The 12999-nt window shown below is 33.4% G+C and carries 14 protein-coding genes; 5 read left to right on the top strand and 9 right to left on the bottom strand.

All coding sequences use genetic code 11. The features are described 5' to 3' along the window. The first annotated feature begins 8 nt into the window (after window positions 1–8). The 5 genes from MSWAN_RS05250 to MSWAN_RS05230 all read left to right on the top strand — a co-directional run bounded on the left by MSWAN_RS05250 (window position 9) and on the right by MSWAN_RS05230 (window position 3610). Window positions 9–1100, top strand: a complete 1092-nt coding sequence (locus tag MSWAN_RS05250; RefSeq protein WP_013825573.1) for a hypothetical protein — start codon at window positions 9–11, stop codon at window positions 1098–1100. 5 nt (window positions 1101–1105) lie between these two features. Next, on the top strand, window positions 1106–1513 hold the full coding sequence (locus tag MSWAN_RS05245; RefSeq protein WP_013825572.1) for a hypothetical protein: 408 nt from the start codon (window positions 1106–1108) through the stop codon (window positions 1511–1513). Between the two features lie 53 nt (window positions 1514–1566). Then, window positions 1567–2007: a PepSY domain-containing protein gene (locus MSWAN_RS05240; protein ID WP_013825571.1), complete on the top strand. Its 441-nt coding sequence runs from the start codon at window positions 1567–1569 to the stop codon at window positions 2005–2007. Window positions 2008–2104: 97 nt separating this feature from the next. After that, complete coding sequence (locus tag MSWAN_RS05235; RefSeq protein ID WP_013825570.1) at window positions 2105–2905, top strand: hypothetical protein; 801 nt, start codon at window positions 2105–2107, stop codon at window positions 2903–2905. Between the two features lie 24 nt (window positions 2906–2929). Next, on the top strand, window positions 2930–3610 hold the full coding sequence (locus MSWAN_RS05230; RefSeq protein WP_013825569.1) for a diphthine--ammonia ligase: 681 nt from the start codon (window positions 2930–2932) through the stop codon (window positions 3608–3610). A gap of 206 nt (window positions 3611–3816) precedes the next feature. Here MSWAN_RS05230 and MSWAN_RS05225 read toward each other — a convergent pair whose 3' ends face one another. The 9 genes from MSWAN_RS05225 to MSWAN_RS05185 form a co-directional block, all read right to left on the bottom strand. After that, window positions 3817–4191, bottom strand: a complete 375-nt coding sequence (locus MSWAN_RS05225; RefSeq protein WP_013825568.1) for an RNA-binding domain-containing protein — start codon at window positions 4189–4191, stop codon at window positions 3817–3819. Then, on the bottom strand, window positions 4163–4747 hold the full coding sequence (locus MSWAN_RS05220; protein ID WP_013825567.1) for an AAA family ATPase: 585 nt from the start codon (window positions 4745–4747) through the stop codon (window positions 4163–4165). The genes MSWAN_RS05225 and MSWAN_RS05220 overlap by 29 nt, the downstream gene beginning before the upstream one ends. Next, a complete protein-coding gene (locus tag MSWAN_RS05215) occupies window positions 4744–5496 on the bottom strand; it encodes a 4-phosphopantoate--beta-alanine ligase (protein WP_013825566.1) in 753 nt (250 codons plus the stop codon). Before MSWAN_RS05215 ends, MSWAN_RS05220 begins: the two co-directional genes overlap by 4 nt. 174 nt (window positions 5497–5670) lie before the next feature. After that, entirely contained in the window at window positions 5671–6588 is a 918-nt protein-coding gene (locus MSWAN_RS05210; RefSeq protein WP_013825565.1) for a DUF2101 family protein, read from the bottom strand. A gap of 101 nt (window positions 6589–6689) precedes the next feature. Next, window positions 6690–7031 (bottom strand): hypothetical protein, encoded by a 342-nt coding sequence (locus MSWAN_RS05205; protein WP_227716996.1) that lies wholly within the window; start codon window positions 7029–7031, stop codon window positions 6690–6692. 169 nt (window positions 7032–7200) lie between these two features. After that, a complete protein-coding gene (locus MSWAN_RS05200) occupies window positions 7201–8376 on the bottom strand; it encodes an A24 family peptidase C-terminal domain-containing protein (protein ID WP_144011621.1) in 1176 nt (391 codons plus the stop codon). Between the two features lie 405 nt (window positions 8377–8781). Next, entirely contained in the window at window positions 8782–10401 is a 1620-nt protein-coding gene (gene pyrG, locus MSWAN_RS05195) for a glutamine hydrolyzing CTP synthase (protein WP_013825562.1), read from the bottom strand. Window positions 10402–10784: 383 nt separating this feature from the next. Next, complete coding sequence (locus tag MSWAN_RS05190; protein WP_013825561.1) at window positions 10785–11774, bottom strand: tetratricopeptide repeat protein; 990 nt, start codon at window positions 11772–11774, stop codon at window positions 10785–10787. A 14-nt stretch (window positions 11775–11788) separates the two neighbouring features. Beyond that, window positions 11789–12898, bottom strand: a complete 1110-nt coding sequence (locus MSWAN_RS05185; RefSeq protein ID WP_013825560.1) for a tetratricopeptide repeat protein — start codon at window positions 12896–12898, stop codon at window positions 11789–11791. Window positions 12899–12999 lie beyond the last annotated feature (101 nt).

The raw sequence follows: 12999 nt of genomic DNA, 5'->3' as shown, positions 1-12999 counted from the left end.
CTGATAAAATGGATGATACAGGATACGTCTTTACACCGTTAACACTTTTGTTAGTTGTACCAGTGATCATACTTGCAGTTTCCTATGGTAACATAATCAATGAAGTTAACAACTTATCAGCATTTATCATAGGTGGGGATGTTACAGTTACGGTAGGGAATAATATAGTCAAGTCGATACAGGATACTGTGGCTGGTTCAGGGAGGAATGGGGCTTACAATGCAACAAGGAAAGTCATAGATAGTTATAATTTAAATAACACAAGCCCATTTTTCAGTCCTGGGGCTAGTAAGAGTTATATTATAAATAATAAAATATTACCTGCACTCAACTCAAACCTTACGAGCACTTGCAGAGAACTTGAACAACAGACAGGTAGAAACATAACTTTAAAATCACCAAGTGGCCAGCCTATTTTTATTAATGCTAGCGATAATTCAACAGCCCAAATATTCCAATCAGGAGATATCAAGATAATTCAAAGCGATCCATTTGGATTCAATGTTACCGTGCCTTCTGTGCCTGTAACTGTTACACAAAATGGTCAGTCCCTGAGTTTTAGCACACCCACACAGAATATTTATATTTCTCTGTTACAACTTGAAGATCCATATGTATGGGTGAATACTAAAGCAAGGACAAGTTCACTTATCTATCAATATCCTTACTATAATCCAAACACTAATAATTACTATTTTGATGTCAATGCATCGTCAGGAAGATTGGATTACCTCTGGGAATGTTTAGATGGGCAAAATTCAAGTGAATTAGGATCTCGTCCTTATTATTTCCCAGATCCAAATGGACTTTCATTTTTTGATAGGTTAGAAGGTGGTGCAGTGAATGCATCCGAATCTAATGCTTCAAGAATGAGCACCTTTATAATTGGAGATCCACTACAAGAGGATCATAAAAATATTCCCACATCCTGCCTGGATCATGAATATTTCCAAGCTGTTTCTGGTTCATCTATTACAACTACAAATAACGCTGACCCTGAAGATATAAGTTTTGTCATGGATCCTACTGGGAAAATCTTCTATTTATCTCAAACTTATATGAATTTCTTTAAATTAGCAAGCAACTACAACTATGGGTGACTAAAATGGATGAGAAGGGATTTGCAAGTGCAGAGCTTATATTCGTAACGCTGATAGTTATAGTAATCGTTGGTGGACTTGTAACTTCCATATCAAATGAAACGAATCAAAATCAGACTGGAAACATGGGACAAGCTCGCATGACTGGTGAAAATATAGCCGAAACCGTAAATACTGTTTACACAAATGGTCCAGGTTATACAATTAAATTAAATATTCCATCTACACCCAATCTTAATGTATGTGTGAGTAACAGTACAGATAGTTTGACTGTTTTATTACTCAACAATCAAAATGTAAGCATTGGTCAAGTAACTATTAATCTAATACCCACAAATATACAAACTAAGAACTTAACTAGTGGCCGTAGTTACAATGTAACAAATAATAATGGCAGAATAGTTTTTAGTTAAGACTATTACTAATTTAACATACTATAAAATTTAAAGTAATTAAGGGTATATTCATGAACTTTAAAGACAAATGGAACAGTTTAACCCGTGAACAAAAGGCTTTGCTGGTGCTTGGAGTGGTAATCCTTGGTTTGGTGTTCTATGCTTACCATCCAATTGTGGGATCACCAGACAACAACAACACAACGCAAGTTCAACAGTCAACACAGCCCACTACCGTGACAACTGTACCTTTCACACAATCTGGATCTAATAACACAACTGTTTCTGACAATACAACGGGTAATGGTACAAGTCAAATAACAGCAGAACAAGCTAAAAATATAGCAACACAATCAATGCCAGGTTACACGGCCGAAGAACCCACACAAGGCTCAATAAATGTGGATGGTGCTAGCACTTCCGTCTGGATAGTTCCCCTTTCAAAAAACAACGTCGTATCAAAAACTTTGTATATCGATGCAACTACTGGAAAAATAGTACAACAAACATAACATTATTGTAGAAAACATAAAAACAGTACTTTAATATTCTTTAGGGAATAAACTTAAGAAGATATATATCCCCTAAAAAAGTAACAGAGATGAGACCATGGAAACAATCACCGTCACAATAATGATAATACTGTTTTTATTAGCATTAGTTTTTATATTTTCAACAGCGCTTTTAACACCATTAATAGGGAAAAAAAATCTGTTATTTGTCATACTTCTTGGATTCACGGTGGGTATAGTTGGAGGTGCCTTTTTTATAGCTCCTGTGTTCGATGATATCCCAGATATGACCAGATCTATTTATGAACTCACAAGCAACAGTTCAGAAGTCATAGGAATTGATGTTTCAACCAAAACTAACGTTACAAGTTTCATTGAAAACACCAAGAAAATAGAAGGGGTAAATAGTGTTCAAAGCAGTGCAATAACCATTAAAACTGACCAAATTCCAGATAGTTGGAAGACAACATTTGAATCGCGTATACCTGCCCTGAACAGTAATATAACATCTTTTAATATACCATCAAACGACACTATGCTACTAACAGTTAAGGATGGAAGCAATCCTCAGGATGCAATAAATCAAATAGAGGATTGGATGATGCTTGTAAGCGGTTTGAACATAAATTATAGTATTGTACATGTTTCTGTGAGTGTTGATTCAGCCAATGTCAACTCTGTTGAAAGTCAGCTTCCAAAAGGGGATATTGTAATAACCGGTGTAAACGGTTCGATAGAGAACAAAGTCCAGTCAGTGAAAGCAGCAATGCCCAATAAATCAGATGTAGTTATTTTATGTGGATTTCTGGGAATGTTAACAGGTATTGCAGGTGTTTTTATAGACAGCATTGCAGAGGCATGGACACGAATCCGGAAAAGAATAAAAAAGAATGAATGAGTAAAATAAGGGAGTATCCAAAATATGAAAGCAGCCGTACTTTTTTCAGGAGGCAAAGACAGCACAATGGCAGCATATAAAGCCATTGAAGAAGGCTGGGATGTTGAATATCTTGTATCAATGTTCTCAGATAATCCTGATTCTTACATGTTCCACGTTCCAAACATTAACCTCACAGAGCTTTCATCGAAAGCTATGGGGATTCCACTTTTAACTGCAAAAACCCATGGAGAAAAGGAAAAGGAACTTGATGATTTAAAAAGGGTTTTAAATGAATTAAAAGAAAAAGGAATCGAAGGGATATTTGCAGGTGCCTTAGCATCAACTTATCAAAAGTCTAGGATAGATAATATATGCAATGAATTGGGACTGGAATCACACGCACCACTATGGCACTGGGACCCACAGGAATATATGGAAGAGATTATAAACCTTGGATTTGAGGTTATAATAACCAGTGTTTCAGCAGAAGGTTTAGATGAGTCATGGCTTGGTAGAAAGATTGATATGGATCTTTTAGATGAAATTATCAACCTCAACAAGAAATATGGGATGCATATGGCCTTTGAAGGTGGTGAAGCTGAAACCATGGTTTTGGACTGTCCACTTTTCAAAAAACGTATAAAAATCGTTGAAGCTGAGAATGTTTGGGATAGGGACAGTGGATATTATTTAATAAAAAAGGCATTTTTAGAGGATAAATAATAAAATGCATTCAAATATTATATTTTTTGATTTATTTTTTTAATTTTGCTGTGGCTTTAACATAAGTTATTAATTTAGTTTTAATAATTCTCTCTAATTTTAAAATAGGTGACAATTAAGATAGAAGTAAAATTCAAGATTTAAAATTAAAATTAAGATTAATTAAAATAATAAAACATTATGAAAAGAAAATACAAAAAAGTTGTTTATCTCTCAGTAATCCACTTTATAAATCCTTCAACATCATCTGTATCTATTTTAACCTTTATCTCACCTAAAGAGGATAGCTCTCCATCAACAAAGTTGGCTACGTCCACCAATGCGGCCTGTTTACTCAGCGAAAAAAGGATTTCATTACCATTTATACCTTTAAACAAGATTTTTTCAGCAGTATCCCTTATTTGTCTGTTTTTAAGGGATTCTTTTAAACGTTCCATGGATGCTTTTTCACCAGAAACAACAACATAACCTTCTTCTATTTCAATATCATCGTAGTCAAACATGTTCGAAAGGGATTTTATAACCTTTTCCAAGTCTTCTGTTGGATTAATATCAGCTCTGGCTGTCATTTTGCATTTCATTTTTTAGTATCCCCCTTACAACGCTTTTAAGTTTTTTTGCAGGACCCTCATTCACGACCATATAATCTGCGGTAGCTATTACATCCCCAATTCCAAATTTAAGTTCTCTTTTATCCCTTCTTTGAAATTCAGATACTTTACCGGAATCATCTGCACGATTTCTTTTTTGAACTCTTTTGAATCTTGTTTTTGGAGTTGAGTGAACTGCTATAACTTTGAAATCCCTAAAGTTTTTTTCAAAAATCTCAACTTCATAAGGACTTCTTATACCCTCTATCATATAAATTCTAGGCCTTGAATTGGAACCTTTATCTTTAGCCTTTTTACGGTTCTTATCCAACCTTTTAACAGTAGAAACACAACGTTCTGCAACCACAAATTCACCGTATTCTTCCCGGAGTTTAACTGCCATTTCCCCAGAGGTTAAATTTCTCTTTTTGGCTTCATTTCTTATTACATCCCCCATCCTCACAACAGGGATTTTAAGGTTTTTTGCAACCCTCGAAACAACGCTTTTGCCTGAACCCGGCAGTCCTGTAACCCCTATTACTTTCATGGTTTCTCATCTGCGTAAGTTTTTGAAATTATCTTCAGTGATTTTTCAAGATTTAATGAGTTGTCAAAGTTGTTTAATATATTTCTAAGCTCAGTTTCATCGCAGTTTCTAAGTTTTTTTACTTCTTCTGTAATCAATGGAATTGCACGCACCACATTGTCAACTATGGTTACAAAAGATGTTTTAGCTGTCCTTGATAATGGGTTAAGGTCTATTGTTATGACTGTTTTCCCATTTGCAACCAGTGCTTCGGCCCTGTCACCATCTTCAAGTGGAACCAACACCACATCCGCCTTGTAAACTCCTTCAAAGCTTGCATTTGCCCTTGGACCTTTAAGGCCTTTTATTAAACCTTTTTTCTCATTTTCTACGCCCAGAACGTTCTTTGCACCTTTTTCTTTCAGGATCTTCTCTATTTTTTCAACCCGTTGAGGTGTCCTGTAAAAAAGGTTAATTTCTATTGGGGCTTTTAGAGTATTAGAAAGTCTTACAATATCTTCTGAAACAAGAGCAGTAGTGTTACCATTAACAGATACTACTGGATGTTCTGCAAGGATTAAAGCTGCTGCAGCTGCTTTAACTGCTTCTTTAGCATTTTGAGTGGTTTTTTCACCGATGAGATAATCGAATGCTTCGCCCCTACCGTGGGCTATCATTGCAGAGTCTGCAAGGATCCCGGCCTTTGAAGCCTCCACGATCCTGGCTCTGAGCACCAATGATTCATATCGGGGGTGATCTTTAGGTATCATACAACTCAAATATATGGAACTTGTGGTATATATTGATTATCAAAGTGTTTAAATTTCCAAATAAAAGAATTTTTTAAGGATTTATTATTTTTAAATGATTAAAAAGAGGAAGTTTTAAATTCGTATCTTTAATCTTATCTTAATTAAATAGTATGTAAATTTAAAAATTTATTTCTAAAACAGCTTTTCAACCTTTTCCATTATACTAACTGGTTTATTTCCGCTCATACTCATAAGTTTCTCTTCCAGTTTAAGCTTTACAACGTCACCTTCAACTGCACCGCAACTATTTTCAACTATATAAATGTCAGGTTTGACATTTGAACGGATGTCATATTCTACTTTCACGTAGGCAGTGTTTTTCCCAGATTCCACAACCTTTCCATAGGTGTAGTTCCTGTAATATCTGATACGGAATATCAAAAATACTGCAACAACTGCGATCACTGCAAAAATCAATACTGTTAGTGATGGGAAAAAATCAAATGAAAATGCCATTACAAAGTTGGAATTGTTACTCACAAGAACAAGTATTATTCCAACTGCAAGGTACATCAAGAAAAAGTCCCTGTAAGCATTGAAATCCTGGCTGTACATGAGTTTAACTCTTTTAAATAAAACATAAATTATGTATCCTGCAATTAAAACTCCTAATACAATGTAAATGGGTAATGCTATAAAATTGAATATGTAAATTATAGATATAGCTAGGAAAGTAGCAGATAATATCTGAAGGCGGAGTATGGTTTTTTCCTTTTCTTTAGGGCTGAAATTACCTGATATGAAAACAACATCTGACTCAGAACTTTCCATTTCTTTGCTTAATTTTGCTATGTCTTCAGGTATTTCAAGGGGTTCCTCTGATTTTTCAGGGGTTTTATGTGTTAATTTAGAGATCTTGTCTTCAACACCTGATTCTTCCCTTATTTTAGATATGTTATCTTTAAGGCTTTCAGTGTCAATTTTATTCTTAAGATCATCCTTATTAATATTTCTAAGCTTTTCTGGAATTTTTGGTATTGCAAGTATCAGCATTCCAATAAAAGAAAGAGTTTTTAGGATTATATCGCCGAATTTGTTAAATATACTCATTTGAATCCCTTATTGAATATTGAAGTTATTAGCTCTAAATCTGTTTGACTAAAACTCATTAAATCCTTTTGTTTTATGATGTTTTTAATAAAAAATTGTAATTATGAAAAGGTCACAGTTATGGGGCCAAGAGCATTGTTATTTACTGGCCATTCTATTGTAACTGTGTACCATTTTTTAGTTAGTGTTGAAGGAGTTATAGTTACATTTTTGTAATTTACGTTGGCGGTTACGGTTTTATTTGTTCCGCCTGTAGCAGTAGTACTGACGTTGGTAACGACCATTGTAAGAGAGGATACATTATCATAAACAAGAGCACTATTAACCGGAATATAAACACTAATAGTTCTTTTTGCACCAGGACCATTGGCATAAACCACATTAATTGCATTTGCTATACTGTTAACAGCGTTACTAACATCCGATGTCTTTGAAATATCCATACTTGAGTTTATTGAAGTTCTAATCAACGGTATTGAGACAGAGCCCAATATAATGATAATTACAAGAATTACCAGTAAATATTCCACAGATACTTGTCCTTTAACATCCATCTTCTTCACATCTTATCCTATTCGTTTATGTTAATATAAATCTTGCTTATTTAATAGTTTAGTACATAATGCTGTATAAAACTTTCTCGACTATAAAAACCAAATCTCCTATGAAGAGAGAAATTAAAAGACCTATAAATATTGATGGAGCAAATGGAACTCCCCTTTTTACCCGGAAGCTGTCATTTATTTTACCTTTATTTAATAAATCTTCTAAAAGCTCAACGTCCTTATCTGTAAGGCCTGCAGCCATTGTACTTATTAATAATTTACCCTTTGGTGCTGTAAGTCCAGTAACATCCCCTGTTTTCATGGCTTCCTTAAATTTGCTTAAAAAGCTCTTATCATCTGTATAAACTTTATCATATTTTTCATACAAATTATATGCTGGTATCATCCCTTCTCTAAGTTCTGATATATTATAATCATCTTGAAGAGCTTCTCTACTTACAGTTGTGAGGAGCTTTTTTATGATCTCAATAACGGTTAGGGAAATCATCAAAAACAGTATACCCATTAAGGTAATCTCAAATTTTTCATAAAGTGCAAAAACCGTTACAACTGAAATTATAACTGCTTTTATTCTGTTGGGTGACTTTGAAATAACCAAAGTCAAAATATAAATTAGGATAAAGGAAAGTATTAAAATCTGGTACTGAAACATCTGGATATGTAACAGTTGGGTTAATTGGAATGTTATGGTAACTGCAGATGTTATAGCAAGGCTTAGAACAATATTTTTTTTGTATTGCTTTACTGGGGATAATAGTTCACCCACAAGGTGTGGTTTGGTTTTCACTGCCACATAAAACACAAAGATCAAAAGAAATGGGAATATTGAAAGTATGCTGTTTAGTATTAGGGTTAATGGAAATGGGTAAGTTGCAATAACTGGGAATTGCTCGTTTAAAATGGTATAATTAAAAAGAGTTACAGGGAATGGCAATAAAGCTGCTAAAGCTGTAAAAAGCTTCACATCGCCTCCAGCCCATGCTCCAAACTTCCAGAAAACATAACCCAGAACGAATATCACGGCTGTATATATTAAAGCCATAACAATGAATAATGGGTTGCCTATCGTAAATGCATAAATCCCGTTTAAAACTATTCCGATGCCGATCAAAGGAAATGTAAGTTTATTTGGAATAATTCCATTTTTCATATCGGAGTAACTTGCATAAATACATGCTAAAATTGCTATAACTGCACAGATTAAGGGTATGTTTACTATCATGGCCATCATTTTTTTAAATTTTTTTATTATAGTTGTTATTTTTAAGTTATCATTGCCAATGTTCTTCTATTTTGAATAATTGCAATTTATTAACTGTTTGGTATCCTCTTTTTTAATCTTTTCTTTTAATTTGTTATTTTTTGGAGTATATTCTTTTCGATCAATTTTATTCTTTATAATACTCTCAGAAATATTGAAATGAAAATTAAAAAGCTTAGTTAAAAATTAAAAAATGTTAATAAAAAAGCTAAATTAAATTTAATTAAAAATGTTAAAAATTTTAAATGTTAATGGTTAGTTTAAAAAATTGATTTTAAAAAGAGTTTAATAAATTAAAAGAGTTTGTTTAAGGAATTAAAAATTAAGGGGGATAAAAAAATAGATTTCAATAAAGTTTATATCCCATTAAATTCCTTTTCTCTTTTTATTTTCAATTGCTGCCTTTATGAAGGAAACAAAGAGCGGGTGGGCATTATTTGGTCTTGATTTGAACTCAGGATGGAACTGGCATCCTAAAAACCAGGGGTGGTCCTCAAGTTCAACTATTTCAACAAGAAGATCATCAGGGGATTTTCCGGAGATTATTAAACCTTTATCCTCAAATATTTGCCTGTAATCGTTGTTAAATTCAAACCTGTGCCTGTGACGCTCACTAACAGAATCTTCCTTGTATGCAGCATGTGCAATTGTTCCTTCTTTAAGTTTGCATGGATATGCACCGAGCCTCATGGTTCCACCCATGTTTTCTACATATTTCTGCTCTTTCATGATGTGTATAACTGGATGTTTTGCGTTTTCATCAAATTCAGTACTGTTTGCACCTTCAAAGCCCTGCAACCTTGCAAATTCAATTACCATACACTGCATTCCAAGGCATATACCAAAGAGGGGGGTTTTATTTTCTATCGAATATTTGACAGCTTCAAGCTTTCCTGAAATTCCTCTTTCACCAAAGCCCCCAGGTATCAGTAGCGCATCAAATTCCTTGACTCTATCAATGTTTAGGGATTCTTCAGCTTTTATCCATTCGATATCAACTTTAACTCCTTGATTAGCTGCAGCATGTTTTAAAGCTTCCCTAATGCTTATGTAAGCATCTTCAAGCTCCACATATTTCCCTACTATTCCAACGGTAACCTTAAAATTATCTATTTTTAAAGCATCGACTATCCTGCTCCACTGGTAGAGATCAGGTTTTCTAGACTCCATTTTTAGCCTTTTTAATATGTATTCGCCTACATTTTCGCTGTTCAAAACCAGAGGCACTTCATAGATTGAGTGCATATCAGGCGCATTTATAACGGCTTTTTCCTCAACATCACAGAAGTGTGCTATTTTCTCTTTAATGTGACTGTCTATTGGAAATTCAGACCTGCAAATAATCATATCTGGACTTATACCGGTACCTCGAAGTTCCTTAGTACTGTGCTGTGTTGGTTTGGTCTTAAACTCTCCGGCAGCACGTAGATAGGGTATGTAGGTCACATGAACAAACATTACATTATCCTGACCCTCTTCATTACGAAGTTGACGGAGCGCCTCTAAAAATGGCTGGCTTTCTATGTCCCCTACCGTTCCTCCAACTTCAACAAGAACAACCTCTGCCTGGGTTTTTTGTGAGATCTTCCTGATCATTGATTTTATTTCATCTGTAATATGGGGAATTATCTGCACACATGATCCAAGGTAATCTCCTTTTCTTTCCTTACTGATAACAGCGTTGTATACCTTTCCTGTTGTTATGTTGGACTCTCCAGATAAATTGACATCTAAAAATCGTTCATAATGACCTAGATCCAGATCAGTTTCCATACCATCCTCTGTTACAAACACTTCACCATGTTGGTACGGGTTAAGGGTTCCTGAATCCCAGTTCAGGTACGGATCAATTTTTATTGCAGTAACATCCACACCATAAGACCTCAATATCCTTCCAATCGATGATGATGATATTCCTTTTCCTATTGAACTTACAACACCACCAGTAACCACTATATATTTTGACAGATTAATCCTCTCCTCCAAAGCATTTCTACAGCTTATTTTATAATTATAATTAAATTTAGTCTAATTGTATTAATTGAGTATAATAGTATATTATTAATTTATAGATATTTAAACTGAAAACAGTAAATCTTTGTCTCCATGATTTATCAAGTTTATATCACTAACAGTACCAATAAAAGTTTTACTATCTAATTATGTCTGAGCTATTAAATAAATATTTGATAAATATCTATTTTTTTCATAATTGATATTAATTACTAGAATTATATTTTATTAATTAAAAGGTTTATATTATTAATTAAAAGAGCTTCCTGGTACTTTTTTGGTCAAATAACTATAAGATTTATTTATAAGTGAATTCTTTTTAAATCCCGCAAACAATTTCATAAAACTACAACTCGTTAAATTTTAGAAGCTAAAATTCTTTCTTTACCTTTTTTAGCAGGTTCAAAATCTGGATCCAATTTTAAAGAGTTATCAAAAGATTTAATTGCTTCTACATGCTTTCCAAGTTTTTCAAGAGCTAATCCTTTATGGTACCATCCCATTTTATCATTTGGATTAAGCTTCAAAAGCTTGTTAAAGCAATTTAAAGATTCCGGAAACTTTCCAAGTTCTCTAAAAGTAATGCCTTTATTACCCATTGTCTCAATTTTATTTGGATTTAACTCTAAAACTTTATCAAAACACTCTAAAGCTTTATTATATTTACCAAGCTCTTTAAAAATAACACCTTTATTATTGATTGCACTTAAATCCGTTTCATCTAACTTTAAAACCATATCATAAGACTTCAAAGCTTCTTGATATAGTTCCATTTCTTGAAGGGAAACACCTTTATTATACCATGTATCAGTGTCTTCGGGGTTCATCTCTAGAATTTTGTCAAAACAATTTAATTCTTCTTCATGTTTTCCAAGTTTTCCAAAAACAACTGCCTTATTATTCCATGCTTTAAGATATTTTGGATTTAACTCTAATGCTTTATTATAATATTTAAGAGATTCCTCATATTTACCCAATTTTGTCAACAAACCCCCTTTATTATTCCACGCATCAAAATATTTCGGATTAATTTCCAAAGCTTTATCATAACATTTTAAGGCATCCCTTTGTTGCCCCAATTTTGCAAAAATAAAACCTTTATTATTCCAAGCACTATAAACCTTTTTATCCAGTTCTAAAACTTTGTCAAAGCACTTTATGGACTCCTCGAACTTACCAAGCTCTTTAAGAGCAACCCCTTTACTATGTAATATTTCTCTATCGTTAGGATCTAATTCCAAAGCTTTGTCCAAACACTCCAAGGACTCCCCATACTTTCCTTGATTTAATAGTTTAACACCTTTATTAAGTAAAGATCGTTTTTTAAAGTCATTAAATAATTTCATAAAATTACAACTCGTTAAATTTTAGAAGCTAAAATTCTTTCTTTACCTTTTTTAGCAGGTTCAAAGTCCATTTTTAATTTCAGTGCTTTATCATAACTTCTTAAGGCTTCTTCGGGGTTTTCAAGTTTTTCAAGTGATAAACCTTTAGCAGTGCATGCTTGGACATTATTTGGGTTTAAGTTTAAAGCTTTTTCGAAGCAATTTAGAGATTCTTTAAACTTTTCAAGTTGGCTAAGTGCTATACCTTTATTAAACCATACATCAGAACTTTTTGGGTCTAATTTTAATGCTTCTTCAAGACTCTTTAAAGCTTCTTCAGGTCTTTTTAGCTCTACAAGGCTTTTTCCTTTGGTTTTCCATGCGCGTGGTTCTTTTGGGTCTAATTTTAAAACTTTATTCGAGCATCTTAGGGCTTCTTCATACCTTCCCAATTGATTAAGAAGTATTCCCCGGCTAGCCCAAAGTGAAGTATGTTGAGATTCAATTTCTAAAACTTTATCTAAATATTCCAAACTCTCAGGATATTTATCAAGCCCCATAAAAGCCATATATTTGCCCATAAAAGCTTCAACGTTTTGTGGATCCACTTTCAAAGCATTATCATAATATTCAAGTGCTTCCTCGTATCTATTTAACCTTAAAGAAACCATAGCCCTATCATTCCATGCATCTACAAAGTTAGGATTTATTTTCAAAGCTTTATCAAACGGTTCCATCGACATTCCATATCTACCAAGTTCTGTTAAAACTGTTCCTTTCCTATAAAAAATATCAGAACTTATAAAACCCAATTCTATAGCCTTATCATAATATCCTACCGCTTCTGCATACTTTCCTAATTCTTGAGAGATCACACCCTTACTATACCATAAAGATGATAATGTGGGGTCTAACTTTATTCCCTCATCTAAACATTTAATCCCTTCATCAAGCTTACCTAACCCCACAAGAGCTCCACCTTTCAAATTCCATGCCAAAGCATAATCTGGATCCAACTCTAAAACTTTATTAACAAGCCCCAAAGCCTTTTTAAAACTATTTAAAGATTGATACTCTTTATTAATCATGAGACTAGTAGCCTTTTTAACCAAAGATTTCTTTTTATAACCATCAAATAATCCCATATGCACCAACATCCATACTTAAGTTTTTTTCCCATTTTTTTTGGAAGTCTTAAGAAACTTTTTATTAAACCATTATTTATTGTGGATATTATGTTTGAAAA

The organism is Methanobacterium paludis (assembly GCF_000214725.1).
GTDB lineage: Archaea > Methanobacteriota > Methanobacteria > Methanobacteriales > Methanobacteriaceae > Methanobacterium_C > Methanobacterium_C paludis.
This window is presented reverse-complemented; position numbering and strand designations above follow the sequence as displayed.

Bases quoted from the DNA above. Each gene is read 5' to 3' on its own strand.
- MSWAN_RS05250 (WP_013825573.1), top strand. From the start codon at position 9: ATGGATGATACAGGATACGTCTTTACACCGTTAACACTTTTGTTAGTT.
- MSWAN_RS05245 (WP_013825572.1), top strand. From the start codon at position 1,106: ATGGATGAGAAGGGATTTGCAAGTGCAGAGCTTATATTCGTAACGCTG.
- MSWAN_RS05240 (WP_013825571.1), top strand. From the start codon at position 1,567: ATGAACTTTAAAGACAAATGGAACAGTTTAACCCGTGAACAAAAGGCT.
- MSWAN_RS05235 (WP_013825570.1), top strand. From the start codon at position 2,105: ATGGAAACAATCACCGTCACAATAATGATAATACTGTTTTTATTAGCA.
- MSWAN_RS05230 (WP_013825569.1), top strand. From the start codon at position 2,930: ATGAAAGCAGCCGTACTTTTTTCAGGAGGCAAAGACAGCACAATGGCA.
- MSWAN_RS05225 (WP_013825568.1), bottom strand. From the start codon at position 4,191: ATGAAATGCAAAATGACAGCCAGAGCTGATATTAATCCAACAGAAGAC.
- MSWAN_RS05220 (WP_013825567.1), bottom strand. From the start codon at position 4,747: ATGAAAGTAATAGGGGTTACAGGACTGCCGGGTTCAGGCAAAAGCGTT.
- MSWAN_RS05215 (WP_013825566.1), bottom strand. From the start codon at position 5,496: ATGATACCTAAAGATCACCCCCGATATGAATCATTGGTGCTCAGAGCC.
- MSWAN_RS05210 (WP_013825565.1), bottom strand. From the start codon at position 6,588: ATGAGTATATTTAACAAATTCGGCGATATAATCCTAAAAACTCTTTCT.
- MSWAN_RS05205 (WP_227716996.1), bottom strand. From the start codon at position 7,031: ATGGATATTTCAAAGACATCGGATGTTAGTAACGCTGTTAACAGTATA.
- MSWAN_RS05200 (WP_144011621.1), bottom strand. From the start codon at position 8,376: ATGATAGTAAACATACCCTTAATCTGTGCAGTTATAGCAATTTTAGCA.
- MSWAN_RS05190 (WP_013825561.1), bottom strand. From the start codon at position 11,774: ATGAAATTATTTAATGACTTTAAAAAACGATCTTTACTTAATAAAGGT.
- MSWAN_RS05185 (WP_013825560.1), bottom strand. From the start codon at position 12,898: ATGGGATTATTTGATGGTTATAAAAAGAAATCTTTGGTTAAAAAGGCT.